At 70.7% G+C, this 18,114-nt stretch carries 5 protein-coding genes; 1 reads left to right on the top strand and 4 read right to left on the bottom strand.

From position 1 onward, the window contains the following. Nucleotides 1-20: 20 nt before the first annotated feature. Both WME79_RS15995 and WME79_RS15990 read right to left on the bottom strand, forming a co-directional pair. Nucleotides 21-4,481 carry a DEAD/DEAH box helicase gene (locus WME79_RS15995; protein ID WP_437536183.1) on the bottom strand — a complete coding sequence of 1,487 codons (4,461 nt, stop codon included), beginning with the start codon at nucleotides 4,479-4,481 and terminating at the stop codon, nucleotides 21-23. 108 nt (nucleotides 4,482-4,589) lie between these two features. Continuing rightward, entirely contained in the window at nucleotides 4,590-7,091 is a 2,502-nt protein-coding gene (locus WME79_RS15990) for a protein kinase domain-containing protein (protein ID WP_437536180.1), read from the bottom strand. A 350-nt stretch (nucleotides 7,092-7,441) separates the two neighbouring features. Here WME79_RS15990 and WME79_RS15985 point away from each other — a divergent pair, with 350 nt between their 5' ends. Then, nucleotides 7,442-12,379 (top strand): hypothetical protein, encoded by a 4,938-nt coding sequence (locus WME79_RS15985; RefSeq protein WP_437536178.1) that lies wholly within the window; start codon nucleotides 7,442-7,444, stop codon nucleotides 12,377-12,379. A 25-nt stretch (nucleotides 12,380-12,404) separates the two neighbouring features. Here the strand turns inward: WME79_RS15985 and WME79_RS15980 are convergent, their stop codons facing one another. Then, entirely contained in the window at nucleotides 12,405-16,271 is a 3,867-nt protein-coding gene (locus WME79_RS15980; protein WP_437536175.1) for a protein kinase domain-containing protein, read from the bottom strand. Next, nucleotides 16,268-18,046 carry a sigma-54-dependent transcriptional regulator gene (locus tag WME79_RS15975; RefSeq protein ID WP_437536173.1) on the bottom strand — a complete coding sequence of 593 codons (1,779 nt, stop codon included), beginning with the start codon at nucleotides 18,044-18,046 and terminating at the stop codon, nucleotides 16,268-16,270. The genes WME79_RS15980 and WME79_RS15975 overlap by 4 nt, the downstream gene beginning before the upstream one ends. Between the last annotated feature and the right edge of the window lie 68 nt (nucleotides 18,047-18,114).

Below are 18,114 nucleotides of genomic sequence, written 5' to 3'. Positions count from 1 at the left end.
GAAGGCTGGGACGGTCGCCCTCACATCGCTGCGCCCTGGGCCGCGGCCATCCCCTGCCCCAGCCCGCCCGGCGCGGCCGTGGCCACGGGCAGGAGCGGCACGCCGTCGCGGTAGATGACCACGTTCCCGAGCGCGGCCGGCACCCTCGGCCCCGGCGTGACGATGCCGACCAGGTTCAGCGGGTCACACGCCGAGAGCTGCACGATCTCGCCGGACAGGGGCTCTCGCCGGACGGCGCGGAGCGCGTCGAGCGCCTCGGGCAGCGCGAAATGCTCGCCCACGAAGCCGGCGATGAGGTGCCCTCCCCGGAGCTGGCCCGCCATCTCGAGCCGCCGGTAGACCCGGAGGAGATCCCGCCACGCGGGCGGCCGCGGCTCACGCGCGAGCAGTTCGCGACAGACCACGCCGTAGCGGCGGAGGTACTGGTGCGCGAGCGCCTCGACGGCGTCGGGGCCCTCGGCGCCCTCGCCGGCACCGCCGGCAGCGGGCGCGAACGCGTCCGGGCGCGATCGCAGGAGCGCCCACCTGCCCGACGCGACGGGGCCGCCCCGGCGCGCCCCGCCGCGAAGGCGGCCCGCGCCCAGCGCGACGGCCGCGCCGCCGCCGCCCAGCAGGAAGCGCAGCGCCGCGAAGCCGTCGCCGGTCACGAGCCCCGCGGCGACGAGCTCCCAGAGCGCCTCCTCGACCTCGTCCCGGGAGCGGGCCGCGCCGCCCACGCCGCCCACGCCGACAGCGAGGTCGTCGAAGAACGACGCGCCCGCGCGCGTCAGGAACGACAACACGCTCTGCGCCGCCTCGGAGAGCGACGCTGGCGGCGGCGCGCCGTCGGCCTCCCGCGGCGCGAGGAGCCACGGGAGATCGCGGCGCAGCGCCAGCGTGATCGGCGCCGCGCGCGTGGGCGCCGCCGCGTCGCGCGGGACCACGCGGCCCCACGCCACCTCGCCAGACAGGCAGAGCGCGTCGAGCAGCCCCTCGTCGTAGCCGGCCACGCGCGCGGGCAGCACCGCCTGCTCCCACGCGCCGGCGGCGAGCTCGAAGCCCTGCAGCTGCTCGATCACCCGCCCGAGGCCCCCCGGCCCGCGCGCCTGCGTGCCCGGCCGGACGCCCTGCCACGCAAGGAGGAACCGGAGGAGCTCCGCCGCGGTCGCGGGCTCGATCGCCTTGCGCAGGCCGGTGACGGTGCGGCGGTGGATGCGGGCCAGGAGATGTCGGTCGCACCACTCGATCGACAGATCGCACAGATCGCCCGCGCCGCCCGCGACGGCCTGCGCCGGCCGCGACGGCGCGCTCGGCAGGAAGCGCCCGCGAAGCGCGCCGCCGGCGAGCTCGATCCGCGCGAGCGCGGACAGCGCCTCGTACGCGGGCACGTCGAGCCGCGACGCGAGATCCTCGGTCGAGATCGGCCCCGCGGCGCTCAGGAAGCCGCGGACGAGCGCCGTGATCGCGGCGCCGCGATCGACCGCCCCGGCGGCCCCGCGCACGGCGGGCGGCACCGCGACGTCGGGCGCAAACAGCGCCTCCGGCCAGATCACCTCCACCAGCGGCCGCCGCTCGGTCGCCACCCAGCGCGGCGCGCGCGGTACGCCGCCGCCCGGAGCCGCGCCCACCGCGGCAGCGCGCCCCGCGGCGCAGAGCGCCTCGAAGTGCCTCGCGAGGCCGCACCGGATCCCCTCCTCCGCGGGGAGCGCGACCCGGTCGAGCAGGAGCTCGTGCAGCTCGTCCGCGTCGCGCACGTCCGGCCGCGCCTCGGCGACCACCTCGGCGACCACCTCCGGATCGAGCCCGCCCAGGCGCTCGGCGACCTCCGCCGGGAGCCCGCGCCGCACCCGGACCGCCCTCGCGCGGCGCTCCTCCAGCGGGGCGTCGTCGAGGAACGCGTAGGGGTTCGCGTTCAGGATCTCGTGCGAGAAGACGCTCGGCTCCGGCGTGTCGAGCGCGACGACCCGGATCGCCCCGCTGCGCAGACCGACGAGCAGCGCGCGCAGCCCCTCGACATCCATCAGCTCGGTCAGGCAGTCGCGCAGCGCCTCGCGGACGAGCGGGTGATCCGGCGGCTCGACGTGCGCGAAGAGCCCGTGGTTGTCCTGGCAGCCCTGCTGCTCGGGGAAGATCGAGAGCAGGAGGTCGTCGGCGCGCATGCGCTGGAGCGCCGGCGGCACCCGCCGGCCCCCGCGGAACCGGAGCAGCGCGAGCGCGCGGGACGCGGCCCAGCGGAAGCGCGTGCGGAACATCGGGCCCTGGAGAGCGGCCTGGACGAGCACCTCCTCGAGGCCCTCGGGGCGGACCAGATCGAGCACCTCGTCGATCGGGAGCCCGTGCTCCGCCGACAGCGAGAGCAGCACGCCGTCGTCGGTCGCCGCCGCCTGGAGCTCGAAGTCGAACGAGCGGCAGAAGCGCTTGCGCAGCGCGAGCCCGAGCGCGCGGTTCACGCGGCCGCCGAGCGGCGTGTGGACGACGATCTGCTGCCCACCGGCCTCGTCGAAGAAGCGCTCGACAACGACGGTCGCGCCGCCCGGGACCGCGCCGAGCGCCGCGCGCCCCGCCTCGATGTAGTCGCGCACGAGCAGCGCGCCCCGCGCGTCGAGCGCGCACGCCTCCATGAGCCAGCGCGCCGCCCGGGACCGCGCCGCCCGCGCCTCCTCGCCGCCCTGGCCCCGCTCGGCCACCTGCCGCGCTCCATCGGCCCGCTCCTCGTCGAGGCGCGCGGCGACGTCGGCGCGGAGCGCTGCGACCTCGGCGGAGAGCTCCGGCGTGCGCGCCGGCGCCTCTCCGAGCCAGAAGGGCACCGTCGGCGCAGCGCCGTGGGCGTCCTCGACCCACATCTGGCCGCCCTCCAGCCGGAGCACCCGCCAGGAGGTGTTGCCCAGCAGGAAGACGTCGCCCCCGGACGACTCGATCGCGAAATCCTCGTCGAGCGTGCCGACCTTGGTGCCGTCGGGCTGGAGCACCACGTCGACGGCCGCGATGTCCGGGATCGCCCCGCCCGAGGTGAGCGCCGCGAGCCGCGCGCCGCGCCGCCCGCGCAGCCGGCCGCCGATCGCGTCGCGGTAGACGAGCGACCCGGCACGCTGCCGCGCGCCACGGGCGGCGGACGCGCCGTCGTCCGCCGCGCCCGAGGCGCCGCCCGAGACCATCGCCACCACCGCGTCGAAGTCGCGGCGCGAGAGGCCTTCGTAAGGCGCGGCCCGGCGGACGAGCGCGTAGAGCCCCTCCTCGTCCCGCTCCTCGCACGCGCACGCGGCGATGATCTGCTGCGCGAGCACGTCGAGCGGCCCCTCGCGCGACGTCATCCGATCGAGCTCGCCGCGGCGCGCGGCGCGCACGATCGCCGCGCACTCGACGAGCTGGTCGCGCGTCAGCGGGAAGAGCCGCCCGCGCGGCGTCGCGGCGAGGGCGTGGCCCGAGCGGCCGATGCGCTGGAGGGCGACGTTGATCGACCGCGGCGAGCCGACGAGGCAGGCGAGGTCGACCGCGCCGACGTCGATGCCGAGCTCGAGCGACGCGGTCGCGACGACGACGCGGAGCTCCCCGGCCTTGAGGCGCCGCTCCGCCGAGAGCCGCCGGGCCCGCGAGAGGCTGCCGTGGTGGGCGGCCACGACGTCCTCGCCGAGCCGCGCGCCGAGCGCGTGCGCGACCCGCTCGACGAGGCGGCGCGTGTTGACGAACACCAGCGTCGACCGCGCCCCCTCCGTGAGCGCCGCGATGCGGTCGTAGATCTCGGTCCACTGCTCGTGCGTACAGACCGCGCCGAGCTCGTCGCGGGGCACCTCGATGGCGAGGTCGAGATCCCGCCGCTGCCCGACGTCGACGATCTGGGGCAGCTCCCGCGCGCCGGCGACGAGCCGGGCGGCGATCTCGATGGGGCGGACCGTGGCGCTGAGGCCCACGCGCTGCGGCCGGGCGCCGCCCTGGCCGACCACGAGGTCCTCGAGCCGCTCGAGCGAGAGCGCGAGGTGGGCGCCGCGCTTGTCGCCGGCGATCGCGTGGACCTCATCGAGGATGACCGTGCGCACCCCGGAGAGCGCGCGCCGCCCCGACGCGCTGGTCAGCAGGATGAACGCGGACTCCGGCGTCGTGACGAGCACGTGCGGCGGCCGGGCCGCCATGGCGCGCCGCTCCTGCGCGGGGCTGTCGCCCGTCCGCACGAGGGCCCGGATGCCCGGCGCGGGCAGGCCCGCCGCCTCCATGGCCGCCGAGATCTCGGCGATCGGCTGCTCGAGGTTGCGGTGGACGTCGTGGGAGAGCGCCTTCAGCGGCGAGATATAAAGGACGTCCGTGCGGTCCTCGAGGGCGCCTCGCGCCGCGTCGCGGACGAGCCGGTCGAGGCAGAAGAGGAAGGCGGCGAGCGTCTTGCCGGCGCCGGTCGGCGCGCTGATCAGCGCGTCGCGGCCGGCCGCGATGACCGGCCAGGCGCGCTCCTGCGCGGGGGCGGGGGCGCCGAAGCGGCCCTGGAACCACCGGTCGACCACGGGGTGAAACATCCCGTCGAGGGTAGCCCGCCGGGGGGAGAGGCGGAAGCGAGAGGGGGCAGCGCCGCGCGCGTGTGGCCCACGAGCGACCGCGAAGCCGTCGCTGGAGCGGCCGGCGATCTACGATCCGGTCGTGCGGCCGATGAATCTAGTTTTCCCTACCGGGCCCAATCTCCGATGACTGGCGAGCACCGTCGAATCCTGCTCGCCTGCCATTTCGAGCCACGCCGCGGCCAGCACGTGTCCGCGCGCGCGGTCTGCCACCGTCAGCGTGCTGTACGTCGCCTCACACACGATCGTCTGTCGAAATGCGAGCTCCTCCTCCCCCGGAAAACGGCTCGTCGCGTGGCGCTCAACCAGCTTGTGCGCAAGGAGCGTGTCGAGCGCGCTCTCCGCAAGGGTCACGGAGCCGCCCTCGCCGAGCAGGTGGAGCACCCCGCTCATCCAGAACACGTCCCCGAAGATGCTCGCCGCGCGCAGAAAACGCCGTTCCACCGGCGGGAGCGCGACGAGCCGCGCCTGCTCCATCGCGAGCACCGCCTCGGGGAGCTCGCCGTGGCGCCCGTCGCTCGCGGACCGGAGGAGCTCCTCGAGGTAGAACGGGTTGCCCGCCGCGCGCTCGACGAGCATCGCGACCTCGCCTGGGTCCAGGCTGCCGAGCGCATCCTGGACGAGCCGGGCTGTAGAACGCGGCGACAGCGCGCGGAGGTGAATCTGCTGGGCGCCGCGCTCGGCCCAGAGCCCGGGGAAGCGCTCCTGGGCTTCCGGACGGGCGAACGCCAGCACGAAGAGCGGGCGGTCCTGGAACGTTCGCAGTGCACGCTCGATGACTTGCAACGAAGGCTCGTCTGCTCGGTGCAGATCCTCGATGACCAGGACGAGCGGCCGCGCCTCGACGACCGCCTCGACGAGCTCGACGAACTCGTGCCCGAGCGACGAGGGCTGCGGCGACGACCCTCGGGCCCCGCGGATCAACGAGCCGAGCACCTCGAACGGCGCTCCCGTGTCGGCGCGACCCGCCCAGACCTCCGGGGCGGTGCCGGCCTGCGTCCGGCTCTCGGAGATGCGCTGCATGGCTTCGTGGCGCAGCCTCGACTTGCCGATGCCGGGCGGACCGAACACGAGCGCGGCCCGGGCGAGCCCCTCCTCGGTGCACTCCTCGAAGAGATCCACGAGCTGGCGCAGCTCCACGTCGCGATCGAGAAATGGGCCGGGACGGCCCAGCCCCCAGAGCGCGTCGCCGCCGATCTCCCGCTCGCCGCAGAGCACCCAACCCGAGGGCTCGCGGCGGAAGTCGAAGCGGGTGCCCAGGAGCGCCCGCGTCACGTCGTCGACGTAGGCCACCCCGGAAGCAGGCACCGGCGCGGCGAGCAGCGCCACGGCGCGATCCAGCAGCTCGCCGGCGGGGGGCTTGCCGGTGATCTCCGTGCTCCCCGTGACGACCGCGATCCTGGGCTTCGCTGCGCCTTCGCTCTCGGCGAGCGCCGGGCCGAGCGCGAGCGCGTGCCGCGCCGCGCGTACGGCCTGCTCCGCCGGGCTCTCGGCCTCCTTCTGCGTCACGAGCAGCCGGCCGCCCGCGACCAGATCCACGCGCGCGCCGAGACGCGCGAGCGCCGCCGCGAGCCGCGCGCGCCGGGCGACATCGGCGTCGACGCTCACCGTCTCGGCGAGCCTGATCTCGGCGGCGGGCTCCCGCTCGGCGACGACGATCGAGCACACGCGCTGCTCGGCGCTCGAGATCGGCCCGAGGCGTCGGGGCTCTCCGGGGCGCGCTGAGGTGGCGGCGGCCTCGCCTGCCAGCGCGCGGAGCGCCTTGGCGACCGCCGCCGCGCTCTCCGGCCGCGCACCCCGGTCCTTCGCGATCATCCGCGCGACGAGCGACGCCAGCCCCCGGGACACGTCGTCTCGCAGCGCGCACACGTCAGGCGGTTCGTCCAGCATGGTCCGCGTGAGCACGGCCAGCATGCCGCCACCGGCGAACGCGGGCCGGCCGGCGAGACATTCGAAGAGCACGGCTCCCAGCGAGAACACGTCCGACCGCGCGTCGAGCGGATCGCCGTTGATCTGCTCCGGGGAGAGGTATCCCGCGGTGCCGAGGATGGTGCCGCTGCGGGTGAGCGCCCGTGTCGCGCCATCACGGCGAGCGATGCCGAAATCGACGAGCTTGATGTGTCCCGGATCGCCGCCGAGGAGGAAGATGTTCGACGGCTTGACGTCGCGGTGGATCACGCCGGCGGCGTGGGCTGCGTCGAGCGCGTCGGCGGCCGCAATACCGAGCGTGAAGGTCTCTTCCATCGCGAGGGGGCCCCGATCGAGCCGGGCCAAGAGATCCTCGCCCTCGAGCCATTCCATGGCGAGCCACTCTCCGGCGACCGCGTCGTGGCCGGCGCCGACGAACCGGACGATGCCGGGATGCTCGAGCTGGGCGAGGATCCGGGCCTCCCGCGCGAGGCGGGCGGCGTGCTCCGGAAGCGCGTCGCTCAGGAGCTTGAGCGCGACGAGGCAACCGCGCTCCTGATCCAGGGCCTTGTAGACGGTCCCCATGCCTCCTGAGCCGGCGAGGCATGCGGTCTCGAAGCGACCCGCGACGACGGCTCCTGGCTGCAGCTCCGACGAGGTCATCGATCCGGACATGCTACACCATGACGGAGCGTAGCACACCGCACATCCAACCAGACGAGGCGACCCCCGGCGTCGTTCCCGTGCCCGCCTCCCTCGGCGACAGCACGCGTCTTTCAGGGAACTGGCGCCTCCCGGCCGGACCACCCCGGAGCGCCCACGCGCGCCGGCGTCGGGGAGCTGGGCTGGGCATCGCGCCGGCTCGGCGTGAGATTTTCTGCGGGAAAACCGGTGCGAGCCGCGCGGCCTCGGGCCCGGACCCCCGGGGCGGCATGGCACGGCACGACACGTGCTCTAGTGCTCAACGACGGGACCGGCAGCGTCGTGGTGGGCTGCCGATCGAGGAGGAGCAGATGAGAGGGCGTCGATGGACGGAGATCTCGGTGTTGGCCTGTGTGGCGCTCGCGGGATGCAGCGAGCCTGAGGTGGCGCGGGATGAGAGCGAAGACGTGGGGCACGTCTCGCAGGCGGTCATGACAAACAATACCCTGTCGACCAACACGCTCACCGACAATGCACTCGTCGCGAACACGCTGTCGCAGAACACGCTGTCGCAGAACACGCTGTCGCAGAACACGCTGTCGCAGAACACGCTGTCGCAGAACACGCTGTCGCAGAACACGCTGTCGCAGAACACGCTGTCGCAGAACACGCTGAACGACAGAACGATCGCGTACGACACCGTGTCAACGCGAAGGGGCCACCTCTCGCGCGAGCTCCTGAGGTACATCTACAAGTGCGCGATGCCCAAAGACAAGACGATGACGCTCACCCTCGATGATCTGGAGCATCCGGGAGAGACCGAGCAAGTCGATTTCTATGGTGAGCTCGGGCTGGCGCCGGAATGGGAGACCAGCGCGTGCGACGAGGACTGCGAGCAATGGGTCTCGGCCTGCGTGCTCGCACGGGTGAATGGCTACCACGTCAAGGTCGACATCTCGCTTCGAGGCGACCATCCGCGGCTCGGGGCCTCGAACGCAGAGATGGCCGAGTACAGGAACTTCGAGGGGCGCTTCTGGGGCAATATCTTCGACACGTCCACGCAACAAAACCACCGGGCATGCAAGGGCCCCGGCGCCACCCTCGGCCACATCACGGGCCGCATCTGCGCATCCAACGGCGGGAACTGCTCGTTCAGGGTCGATGAGGATTGCAGCCAAGCATGTCCGGACGGCAACACGTGCGAGGGGATGCGCTCGGTCGAGGTGTGGCTCAAGGATCCACCTCCCTCCGATTGCGGCAACGGCGTCTGCCAGACGGGTGAGGACAGCAGCGAATGCTCCGTGGACTGCCCGGCGAGCGTATCGATCATGGATCATGAGACGGCCGGCCACTATGTGAAGGTGGTCGCGGCGGACGCCTTCGACACGGACACCGTCATCTACGCCGGGTTCACCGATGCACCCACGATCGCCGGGCTCGGCGCGCTCGATCCGAACCAGGAGTCGAGCAAGGACATCTTCGTGATCAAGGCCAAGGCGAACGGCACGTACCTGGCTGCGAGACGGTGGGCAGCGGGGGACGGCGATACAATCACCGGCGTGGATGCAAACCCTGAGAACGGGTATGTCGCGATCGCGATCAACAACGAGAGACGACTCCTGGACCCCACCACGCTCGTGGATCTCACCACGCCGGAACTCGGCGATCCGGAGGCAACCATCCTTCTGGACGACGTGCGAGCTATTTTCACGACAAGCGACGTTCCGGAGATCGCCGACCCCATACTCGTGGCTACCCTGCCGGGGGGCGTCGTCGCCGCCACCAATGGGACAAAGACGCGATCCTTCATCGGGCGGGTGGCGTCTGGCAGGCCCTACTATAGTAAGCCCTCCTGGGCATGGGTCAAGCGATTCGAATCGCCGAACCCGGAGGGCGAGGTCAAGATCACCTCCGCCGAGGTGCATGGCCAGTTCGTGGTCGTCGCGGGGGAGTTCAGGGGTCCGATCGATTTCGCAGACGCGATTTTCTCTCCCGGCCCAGACAGACGGTTCGGCGTGAACGCGAAACGAGACGCGTTCATCGCCGCCTATGACCTCACCACGGGCGCGCCGCACTGGCTGCGATCGTATGGCGGCCCAGACGACGACGATGCGCTCGATGCGCTCACATTCGATCACAGCGGCCGGCTGTGGGCCTTCGGCACCCTCGAGGAGACCCGCATCTTCGACAGCAGCAGATGCTTCCCGGAGGACTGTCCGCCGAGCATATGGTTCACGAATCATAGGACGGCCGGCCATTATGTGAAGGTGGTCGCGGCGGACGCCTTCGACACGGACACCGTCATCTACGCCGGGTTCACCGATGCACCCACGATCGCCGGGCTCGACTACCTCAATCCGAACCAGGAGTCGAGCAAGGACATCTTCGTGATCAAGGCCCAGGCGGGCGGCAGGTACCTGGCTGCGAGACGGTGGGCAGCGGCGGACGGCGACAAAATCACCGGCGTGGATGCAAACCATGAGAACGGGTATGTCGCGGTCGCGATCAACAACGAGAGACGACTCCTGGACCCCACCACGCTCCTGGATTTCACCACGCCGGACGTCCGCGATCCGGACACAACCACCGTTCTGGACGACGTGCAAACTATTTTCACGACAACCGGCGTTCCGGGGATCGCCGACCCGATACGCGTGGCTACCCTGCCGGTGGGCATCGTCGCCGGCACCGATGGGACAAAGACGCGATCCTTCATCGGGCGGGTGGCGCCTGGCACGCCCGACTGGCCGTATTATAATCGGCCCTCCTGGGCATGGGTCAACCGATTGGAATCGACGGACCCGGAGCACGAGGTCAAGATCACCTCCGCCGAGGTGCATGGCCAGGTCGTGGTCGTCGCCGGGGAGTTCAGGGGTCCGATCGATTTCGCAGGCACGATTCCCTCTCCGCTCCCCGACAGACGGCTCGGCGTGAACGCGAATCGAGACGCGTTCATCGCCGCATATGACCTCACCACGGGCGCGCTGCGCTGGGTGCGATCGTATGGCGGCCCAGGCGACGACGATGCGCTCGATGCGTTCACATTCGATCACAGCGGCCGGCTGTGGGCCTTCGGCACCTTCGAGGGGACCCCCACCCTCGAGGGCCAGGTTGCGCCGGGCACCGACGGAGATCAGGGGACCGACTCGATGCGATTGATCGTGGGACCGCTCCCCTTGAACGAACAGCAAGCCCTCGCGGTCACGTGGTCTGGGATGGTGGCGACCCGGACGGACGGCACGCTTTGGGCTTGGGGTTCTAACTACCCGTCTACGCTTGGTCCCAACGGTGCAAATAGCCCATGGAGCCCGCTTCCCATCGAGGTCCCCTTCTCCCGTGCCGTCGTCGGTACGGCTGCCGGCAGCTTCCATAGACTTGCGCTGGACGGCGCGGGTGTCGTATGGGGCTGGGGCGACACTTCGTTTGGCCGGATCGGCTACCAGGGTTTTTACTCAGTGCGTTTGTGGCCCTCGCCGATTCCTGGGCTCGATGGCATCGTGGCCATTGCGGCCGGCGATTCGCATTCGCTCGCGCTCAGGGGCGACGGCAAGGTGCTGGCCTTCGGCGATAATCTGCATCGCCAACTCGGCAATGACGCGGCGTTCTTCAACGAGACCCCAACCGTGGTCTCAACTCTCGACCGCGTCGTAGCCATTGCAGCCGGCTATGAGCATTCGCTCGCACTCAGGAACGACGGGACGGTCTGGGCCTGGGGCAGAAATCTGGAGGGTCAGCTCGGCGATCTCACGACGATGGATAGACAGGTTCCGGTAAAAATCAGGCTAGATGATGTTACAGCCATTGCGGCCGGTGCCTATCACTCGCTGGCGGTGCGCCGGGACGGGACGGTCTGGGGCTGGGGCAGTAATTCGTATGGTCAGCTCGGTGGGAATGACCAGCCCACCAGGCCGCAGCAGGTCTGGGGGCTCAACCAGGTGCTCCGTGTCGCCGGGGGCATCCACCACTCCCTGGCATTGAAGGCAGACGGCACGGTCTGGTCGTTCGGCTATGATTTCTCGAGGGGCTCTTACAACAACTCGCCGGCGCCGGTCAGCGGCATCTCCCGCGCTATCGCCGTCGCTTGCGGCGGACCTAGCTCGGCGGCGCTCCTGTCGACGGGTGATATCCGCACGTGGGGCGAAAATTGGTATGGGCAGCTTGGCATCGGCCTCTCCCAACAGGGTCGCTTCCTCCCCGCTCGCGTGAGGGGGCCCTTCAGCTCTCAGAGAGTAGGAATAGGCAACCAAGCCGTCGCGCTAATGAAAGACGGAACGATCGAATCGTGGGGACAAAATGGCGTTGAACAAATTGAAGATGACGCCCAGCACACTAGCCGACCCGAGCCCAAGCGGGTACCTGGAATAAGCGGCGTCAGAAGCATCTACGTCAACAATTCATCTGCGTTTGCTATCAAGAACGATGGATCTGCTTGGCTTTTGGGATCGAACAACGAATTCAATGAAAATTTCGAGGCATACAACAATCAAGAATTGATACACTCACCCGCACCAACACGATTAGACACTAATTCATACAAGATCCTCGAGATTAAACAATCCGATTCTCTCAGGATAGCTCTAACGGATTCCAATCGCGTGCTTACATGGGATCTATCATACCCACATGAAGACATAGAACATGGGAGCATGGCAATCAGCTCACTTGACGGTACCGTCTCCATCGATGCTGGCAGTGGGTTTGGGCTGGCGCTCGACGATTTGGGGAATCTAAAGGCATGGGGCAAAAATGATCATGGCATGCTCGGCGATGGCACTCGCATAGATCGAGATCAGCCGGAACGAGTCCGTATTGAGTATGACATGCAGGTTGTTCAATTTGGCGCAGGCAAACACTTCGCCGCCGCGCTCACGACGGATGGACAAATCTGGACTTGGGGGGATAATTCTTTTGGACAACTCGGCCGCGGGCGCCGTTCCGATGACGATGATTGCTATTATTGTGAGTACCCATATCCCATCTCCCGCATCGAAAATGAAAATAGGTTGCCGTTCGTCGATCTCGCCGTGGGAGAGAATCACGTATTGGCAATCAGATCAGATGATACAGTGTGGGCCTGGGGCCGAAATCATGCCGGGCAGCTTGGCGACGGCACATTCAAGGATCGTTACGCGCCTCAGCTGGTGCTGTCCTCCGTCGGAGCAGCGAGGGTCTATGCGTCTTCGGCCAATTCCGTGATCGTCACGACAGACGGGAGCATCCTGACGTTCGGCGACAACACCTATCAGCAGCTCGGACGCCGGGTGAGCATGGACCCGACGAGGCCCCTGAAGTTGCTAGATATCCAGTAACCAGCAACGCACGCTCGCTCTCCCCTCAGCCCGGCCCGAGCCGCTGTCGCGCGAGCGCCCGCGTCCGCGCATGCTCGGGGACCCGCTCGAGGAAGCTGTCCCGCCACCGCGGATCCTGGAACCTGGCCGCGCGGGCCATGAGCGCGTCCGCCGCCGTCGCGATCGCCTCGTCCGCCTCGTCCCGACGCCCCGCCGCGGCGAGCGCCTCCGCGTAAACCAGCCGAATCAACGACTCCCCCTCCTCCACACCGCCGAGCGAATCGAGGGCAGCTTGCGCTTCACGCGCCCGCTCCAGCGCCTCGTCCGGCCGCCCCAACCCGAGCAGCGCCTGCGCCAGCCGCGCCACCGCCGCGGCGCGCAGCGGCGGCGCCACCTCGAGGACGTCCACCGCAGCGCGCGCGTGGCGCTCGGCCGCCTCGACATCGCCGGCGAGCACAGCGATCTCGGCGAGATAGGAGAGCGTGTTGCCCATGACGCGGGTCATCCCCATGCGGCGCGTGGCTTCCAGCGAGGCTCGCTCGGCAGCCTCGGCCTCCACGAGCTTGCCTGCCTGGGCGAGCGCATAGCCGAGGTTGTTCTGGATGATCGCCTTGACCTCGTGGAGCTCCATCAGCTCCGACGCCGCGAGCGCCGTGCGCAGGAGCGCCTCCGCTCCGGCGAAGTCCCCGAGCTCTGCATGGAAATGGGCGAGGTTCATGCGCGCGGTGCAAGCGTTCCGCCGGTCGCCGATCTGCTCGAACGCCGCGAGGACGTCGCCGAAATTCCGCAATGAGGCCTCCGGATCGCCCGCGAATGCCGACCGCAGCGCGCGCGCTTGATGGTACAGCGCGAGCGCGTCCGGATCCGGCGCAGCCGCGCCGCGCAGCCCCTCCTCGGTGGCCCCGAGCAAGGCGTCGGCGGTCGCATACTCGCCTCGAAAGACCATCGAGCCAGCGCACTGGCTGAGGCACGCGGTCCTGGCGCCGAACGCCCCGGCGCCCATCGCCGCCTGCAGCGCGACGGCGCTCCAGCGCACACAGTCGTCCCCTTTGCCGAGCTTCTCGCATGAATTCATGACGTGCGTCACCGCGAGGAACCAGCTCGCGCTCCCCGCCTCGACCCGCCTCGCCGCCTCCGTCCCCCGCTCCTCCGCGAGCGCGAGCTCTCCCCGCCACACATGCGCCTCGGCCTGCGCCAGCCGCAGCGCGCCCACCACCTCCTCGGACGGTGCGCACGCGATCCCCCGATCTGCCCGCTCGATCGCCGCGACAAGGTCATGCCCGCGCAGCGACTGCTGCGCGGCTCGCAAATAAGCCGCCGCCGCCCGCGGCGGCGCCGCGCCGCGCTCGAAATGCCCCGCGAGCACCATCGGGTCCACGTCCCCCGTCCGCTCCAGCCAGTCGCCGGCGAGCGCGTGCCCCGTCCGCCGATCCTGGTCCGTCAGCATGCGATACGCCGCCTCCTGCAGCAGCGCATGCCGGAACCGATACTCCACGTCCTCCTCGCGCCGGTCGCCCGCGCGCCGCACGAGGAGCTCGCGCTGCTCTAGATCGTCGAGCCGCACGGCCACCGCCGCCGCGCCGACCAGCGCCTCGACGCCGCCTTGCCGGAACGCCTGCCCGAAGATGCTGGCCGCGCGCAGGAGCTGCCGTGCGCTCGGATGCAGCGCCTCGATCCGCGCCTGCACCATCACGAGCACCGTCTCCGGCAGCGCCGCGCCCGCGTCCTCCATCGCCGCCCGGATGAGCTCCTCGAGGAAGAACGCATTGCCCTCGGCGCGCTCGACCAGCCGGGCCACCAAGCCGTCGTTCGCCCCGCTCCCCAGCGTCTGCCGCACGAGGCGCTCGCTGGCCCGCCGGGCGAGCGGCATGAGGCGGAGCTCTTGCCGCAAATAGCCATCCCAGAGCCTCGGAAAAAGATCGTGCACCTCCGGGCGCGCGAGCGCGAGCACCAGGAGCGGCTGGTCGCCGATGCGATGCAGCGCCGCCTCGATCAACGTCACCGTCGGCAGATCTCCCCAGTGCAGATCCTCGAGCACGAGGACGACCGGCTGCACCGCGCATTCGGCGCGCAGGTACGTCACCAGGGCGACCCGGAGCTGATCGGCCATCAGCATCGGGCTGCGCCGCGCGGCGCGGAGCTGGACGTCGTCTTCGTCGGGGAACGGAGCGCCGACGATCTCGCCGAGAAAGGCGGCGACCCTCGGCGCGTCCAGGCCCGCGTGACGCGAGACGCGCGCGAGCACCTTCTCGCGGCGCCGGGCGAGCGGCTCGCCCTCGACGATGCCGAAGCCGCTCCGGAGCGCGCGCGAAAGCAACGCGAAGGCCGAGCCGGCGCTCATCGGGTCGGCCAGCCCGACCCAGATCGCCGGAGGCGCCTCGGCGCTCCGCGCCCTGCGCAACAGCTCGTGCCGCAGGCGCGACTTGCCCATCCCCGGGGCGCCCGTCACGAGCACCGCCGTCGGCGCCCGGTCCTCGACGCAGCGCTGGAGCTCGGCGAGAAGCGTGGAGAGCTCCCGATCCCGCCCCACGAACTCGGTCGCCTTCCCGTGAACGCCGGCGGCTGGCCTGTCGCTCCGCTTGACGTCGCGGAGCGCGCGCCCCGCCGCCTCGGGCGAGAGCTGGAACCGCGACTGTAGAAAGGGCGCGACCACGTCGTCGACGAGGATCTCCCCCGCCGCCCCGCGCTCGCGGCTGTCCGAAAGAAGCCTGACGGCCCGCTCGATCAGCTCGCCCGTGTGCAGGAGCGCGTCGGCCTCGGATCGACCGAGAACGACGGCCATGGGGGCATCGCCGATCACCTTCGCCATCGCGAGCGCGCAATGCGCCGCGCGCGCGGCCAGGTCCGTCGGCGCGACAGCGCCCGAAAACGAGGCGAGGAACCATCGATCCTGCAGGCGATCGAGCCTTCCCCCGTGGCCCTCCGCGATCTCGCGCAGCGCGTGGTGGTGGCCGGCCCCCACGCCCTCCGGCCCGGAAGTCGCCGGCGCGTCGTCCGCGAGGACGAGGCAAAGGAGCCTTCGCTCGCCGGTCGTGATCCGCGGGTCCGCGGGCGGCGGCCAGGAGCGCGCCGCGCCCGAAGCGAGCGCTCCTCCCGCCGCGCCCCGGATCCACTCGGCCACGACCTTGGCGTCCGCGGGCCGGCGGTCCGGCTCCTTGGCGAGCATCGCCGCGACGAGCTCCTCCAGCCACGCAGGCACGGACGCGCAGAGCTCGCCGAGCGGCGGAGGGTCCTCCAGGACGACCTTCATGAGCAGCGCGAGCGGGTCGTTCGCGAGGAAGGCCGGCCTGCCGGCGATGCACTCGAAGGCCACGCACCCGAGCGCAAAGACGTCGGCCCGCGCGTCGATGTGCTCCTCGGCGCGCACCTGCTCGGGCGCCATGTAGCCGGGCGTGCCCAGGATGACCCCCGGCTGCGTGAGCTCCCGCCGTAGCCCGGAGACCCGCGCGATGCCGAAATCGAGCAGCGTGACGCGCTCGATCGCGCCGTCCAGGAGCATCATGTTGCTCGGCTTGAGGTCCCGATGGACGACCCCGAGCCGGTGGATCGCGCCGAGCGTCGCCGCGGCTCGCGCGAGCAGATCCACGGCCTCGGAGACCGTCAGCGGCCGCTGTTCCAGCCGCTTTGCGAGGGTCTCTCCGGCGAGCCATTGCATGGCGAGGTAAGGTCTGCCCGCGCCTGTCGCGCCGTGCGCGAGGTACCGGACGATGCCGGGAACCTGAAGGGCCGCGAGCGCCCGCGCCTCGTGCTCGAAGCGCGCGCTGTCCGCGAGGTCCGAGCCGATCAGCACCTTGATCGCGACGGGCTCGCCGGACTGACCGTCGCGCGCGAGGAAGACCTGTCCCATGCCGCCGGCGCCGACGTGGCGCTCGATCGTGAAGCGGCCGTCGATGACGTCTCCCGGGCGCGTCACGCCGGCTCCTCCGGCGCGTCGAGCAACGCGGCGAGGCCCTCGTCGACCGTGCCGCCGACGAGGCTGACGAGCTCACGCACGCGCTCGATCTCGCGCCTGTAGGCCCGATGATGGTTGCGGCTCTTCACCAGCGGATGCTGCCCGAGCAGCGAGAACGCCGCGTCCCGGCCGCCGCGGCGCGCGACCGCGGCGGCGAGCACGAGACCCCGGATGGCCTCGCTCATCTCGAGCGTGAGCGGCGCGCTCTCGCCGCCCTCGCGGCGCTCTGCCTCCGCGACAAATGCCTTCGCGGCGCGCCAGAGCAGGTCGATGAGCGCGGCGTCCTCCGCGGCGGCGTCGTAGTCGAGCGCGCGCTCGAGATGGCGCCGCGCGAGCACGAGATCTCCGCCCCCGCCCCGGCGTTCCGAGAGGGCGAGCGCGTAGCCCCGGCGCACGATGTTGTCGAGCTGGCGCAGGTTGCCGGGCCATGGAGTCCTCGACAGGAGCTCCAAGCCCTCAGGCTCGATCCGCGCCGCGCCGTGGCCCCCCGACTCTCCATGCCTGCGCGCGAGCATGTACTCCGCCCACAGGGGGAGCTCGTCCAGGCGCTCTGATAGCGCGGGCAGCCGCACGGGCAGCACATTGATGCGGTAATACAGATCCTCGCGGAATTTCCCTGCGCGCACGCACGCGCGCAGGTTGGCGTTGGTCCCGATGATGAACCGCACGTCCGCCCGGCGTGCGCCTCCTTCGTCGCCGAGCGGCCGATAGCGCCGCTCCTCGAGCACGCGCAGGAGGCCCGCCTGGGCCTTGAGCGAGAGTTTGTCGATCTCATCGATGAAGAGCGTTCCGTTTGCGGCGCGCGCGATCGTTCCGGCGGAGTCTTTCATCGCGCCGGTGAAAGCGCCCCGCTTCCATCCGAAGAGCTCGGCCATTTGCAGGTCCTCTGGCACGCTCAGCAGGTCGAGCGTCTCGAAGCAGCTCCCTTTGCGCGGTGATTGCTCGTGGCACCAGCGCGCGAGCCGCGATTTTCCGGCGCCCGTGGGGCCGCTGATGAGCACGGTCTCTTCCTGCGCGGCGAAGACCCGCACGAGGTCGATCAGGCCCGCGGTGGCGCGTCCGATGACGGGCAGGAGCTCGTCCGTGGCGACCTTCGGGGCGGCGCGCGGCGGCAGGGCGCCGAGGTGCGGCGCCGCGATGCTGGCCAGGAGATCGAGCATCTCACGGCAACCCTCCCAGACCGCCGCTCGCTCGATCGCGCCCTTGCACCTGGCCTCGAGCGTGATCATGCCGCTCACGCTGCCGCCGGGAGCGCACAGCGGGACGACGTGCACATGCGTGACATCGCGGCCGAGCATCTGGTTGCGGGTCGCCAACCCGATCACGCCCTCCGTCTCCGGCGGCTCGTCGTGCAGGGTGGCGTCCTCCGGGCGCTCGGTGGCGCCCTCCGGTAGATAGGTGCTGAGAACGCCGAGCTGCACGCCGATGGAGACCGCACAGCGATGCTGGTTGACCCAGCGCCAGACATTCGCGGACGTGACGTACCCCGTGCTCTCGAGCGCCGCGCCCGTCGGATGCTCGACACCGAAGAGGCGCTGGTAGCCGTCATCGGGCCGGAGATGGACCGTCGCGCGGAGAAGGCGGGGGCTCTTCACAGCGGGGTTCCCGGCGAGCGCCGGCGATGCGCAATCGAGCATGGCCTTGAGCGCGGTGGTCGCGGCGTCCTCGAAGGAGGTCGCCGCCCTCAGGCGGGTCACGAGCGTCGCGACCAAGGCAAAGGCGGCGGCGTCAAACATGAGGAAATCCTAGCGGAAAGGAGAGAAGGAGCGGTAGGACGCACGAAGCTCGGTGACGGCCGCGTGAA

The organism is Sorangium sp. So ce726 (assembly GCF_051521405.1).
GTDB lineage: Bacteria > Myxococcota_A > Polyangia > Polyangiales > Polyangiaceae > Sorangium.
The sequence above is the reverse complement of the archived record's forward strand: the minus strand, read 5'-3'. Positions and strand labels throughout refer to the sequence as shown.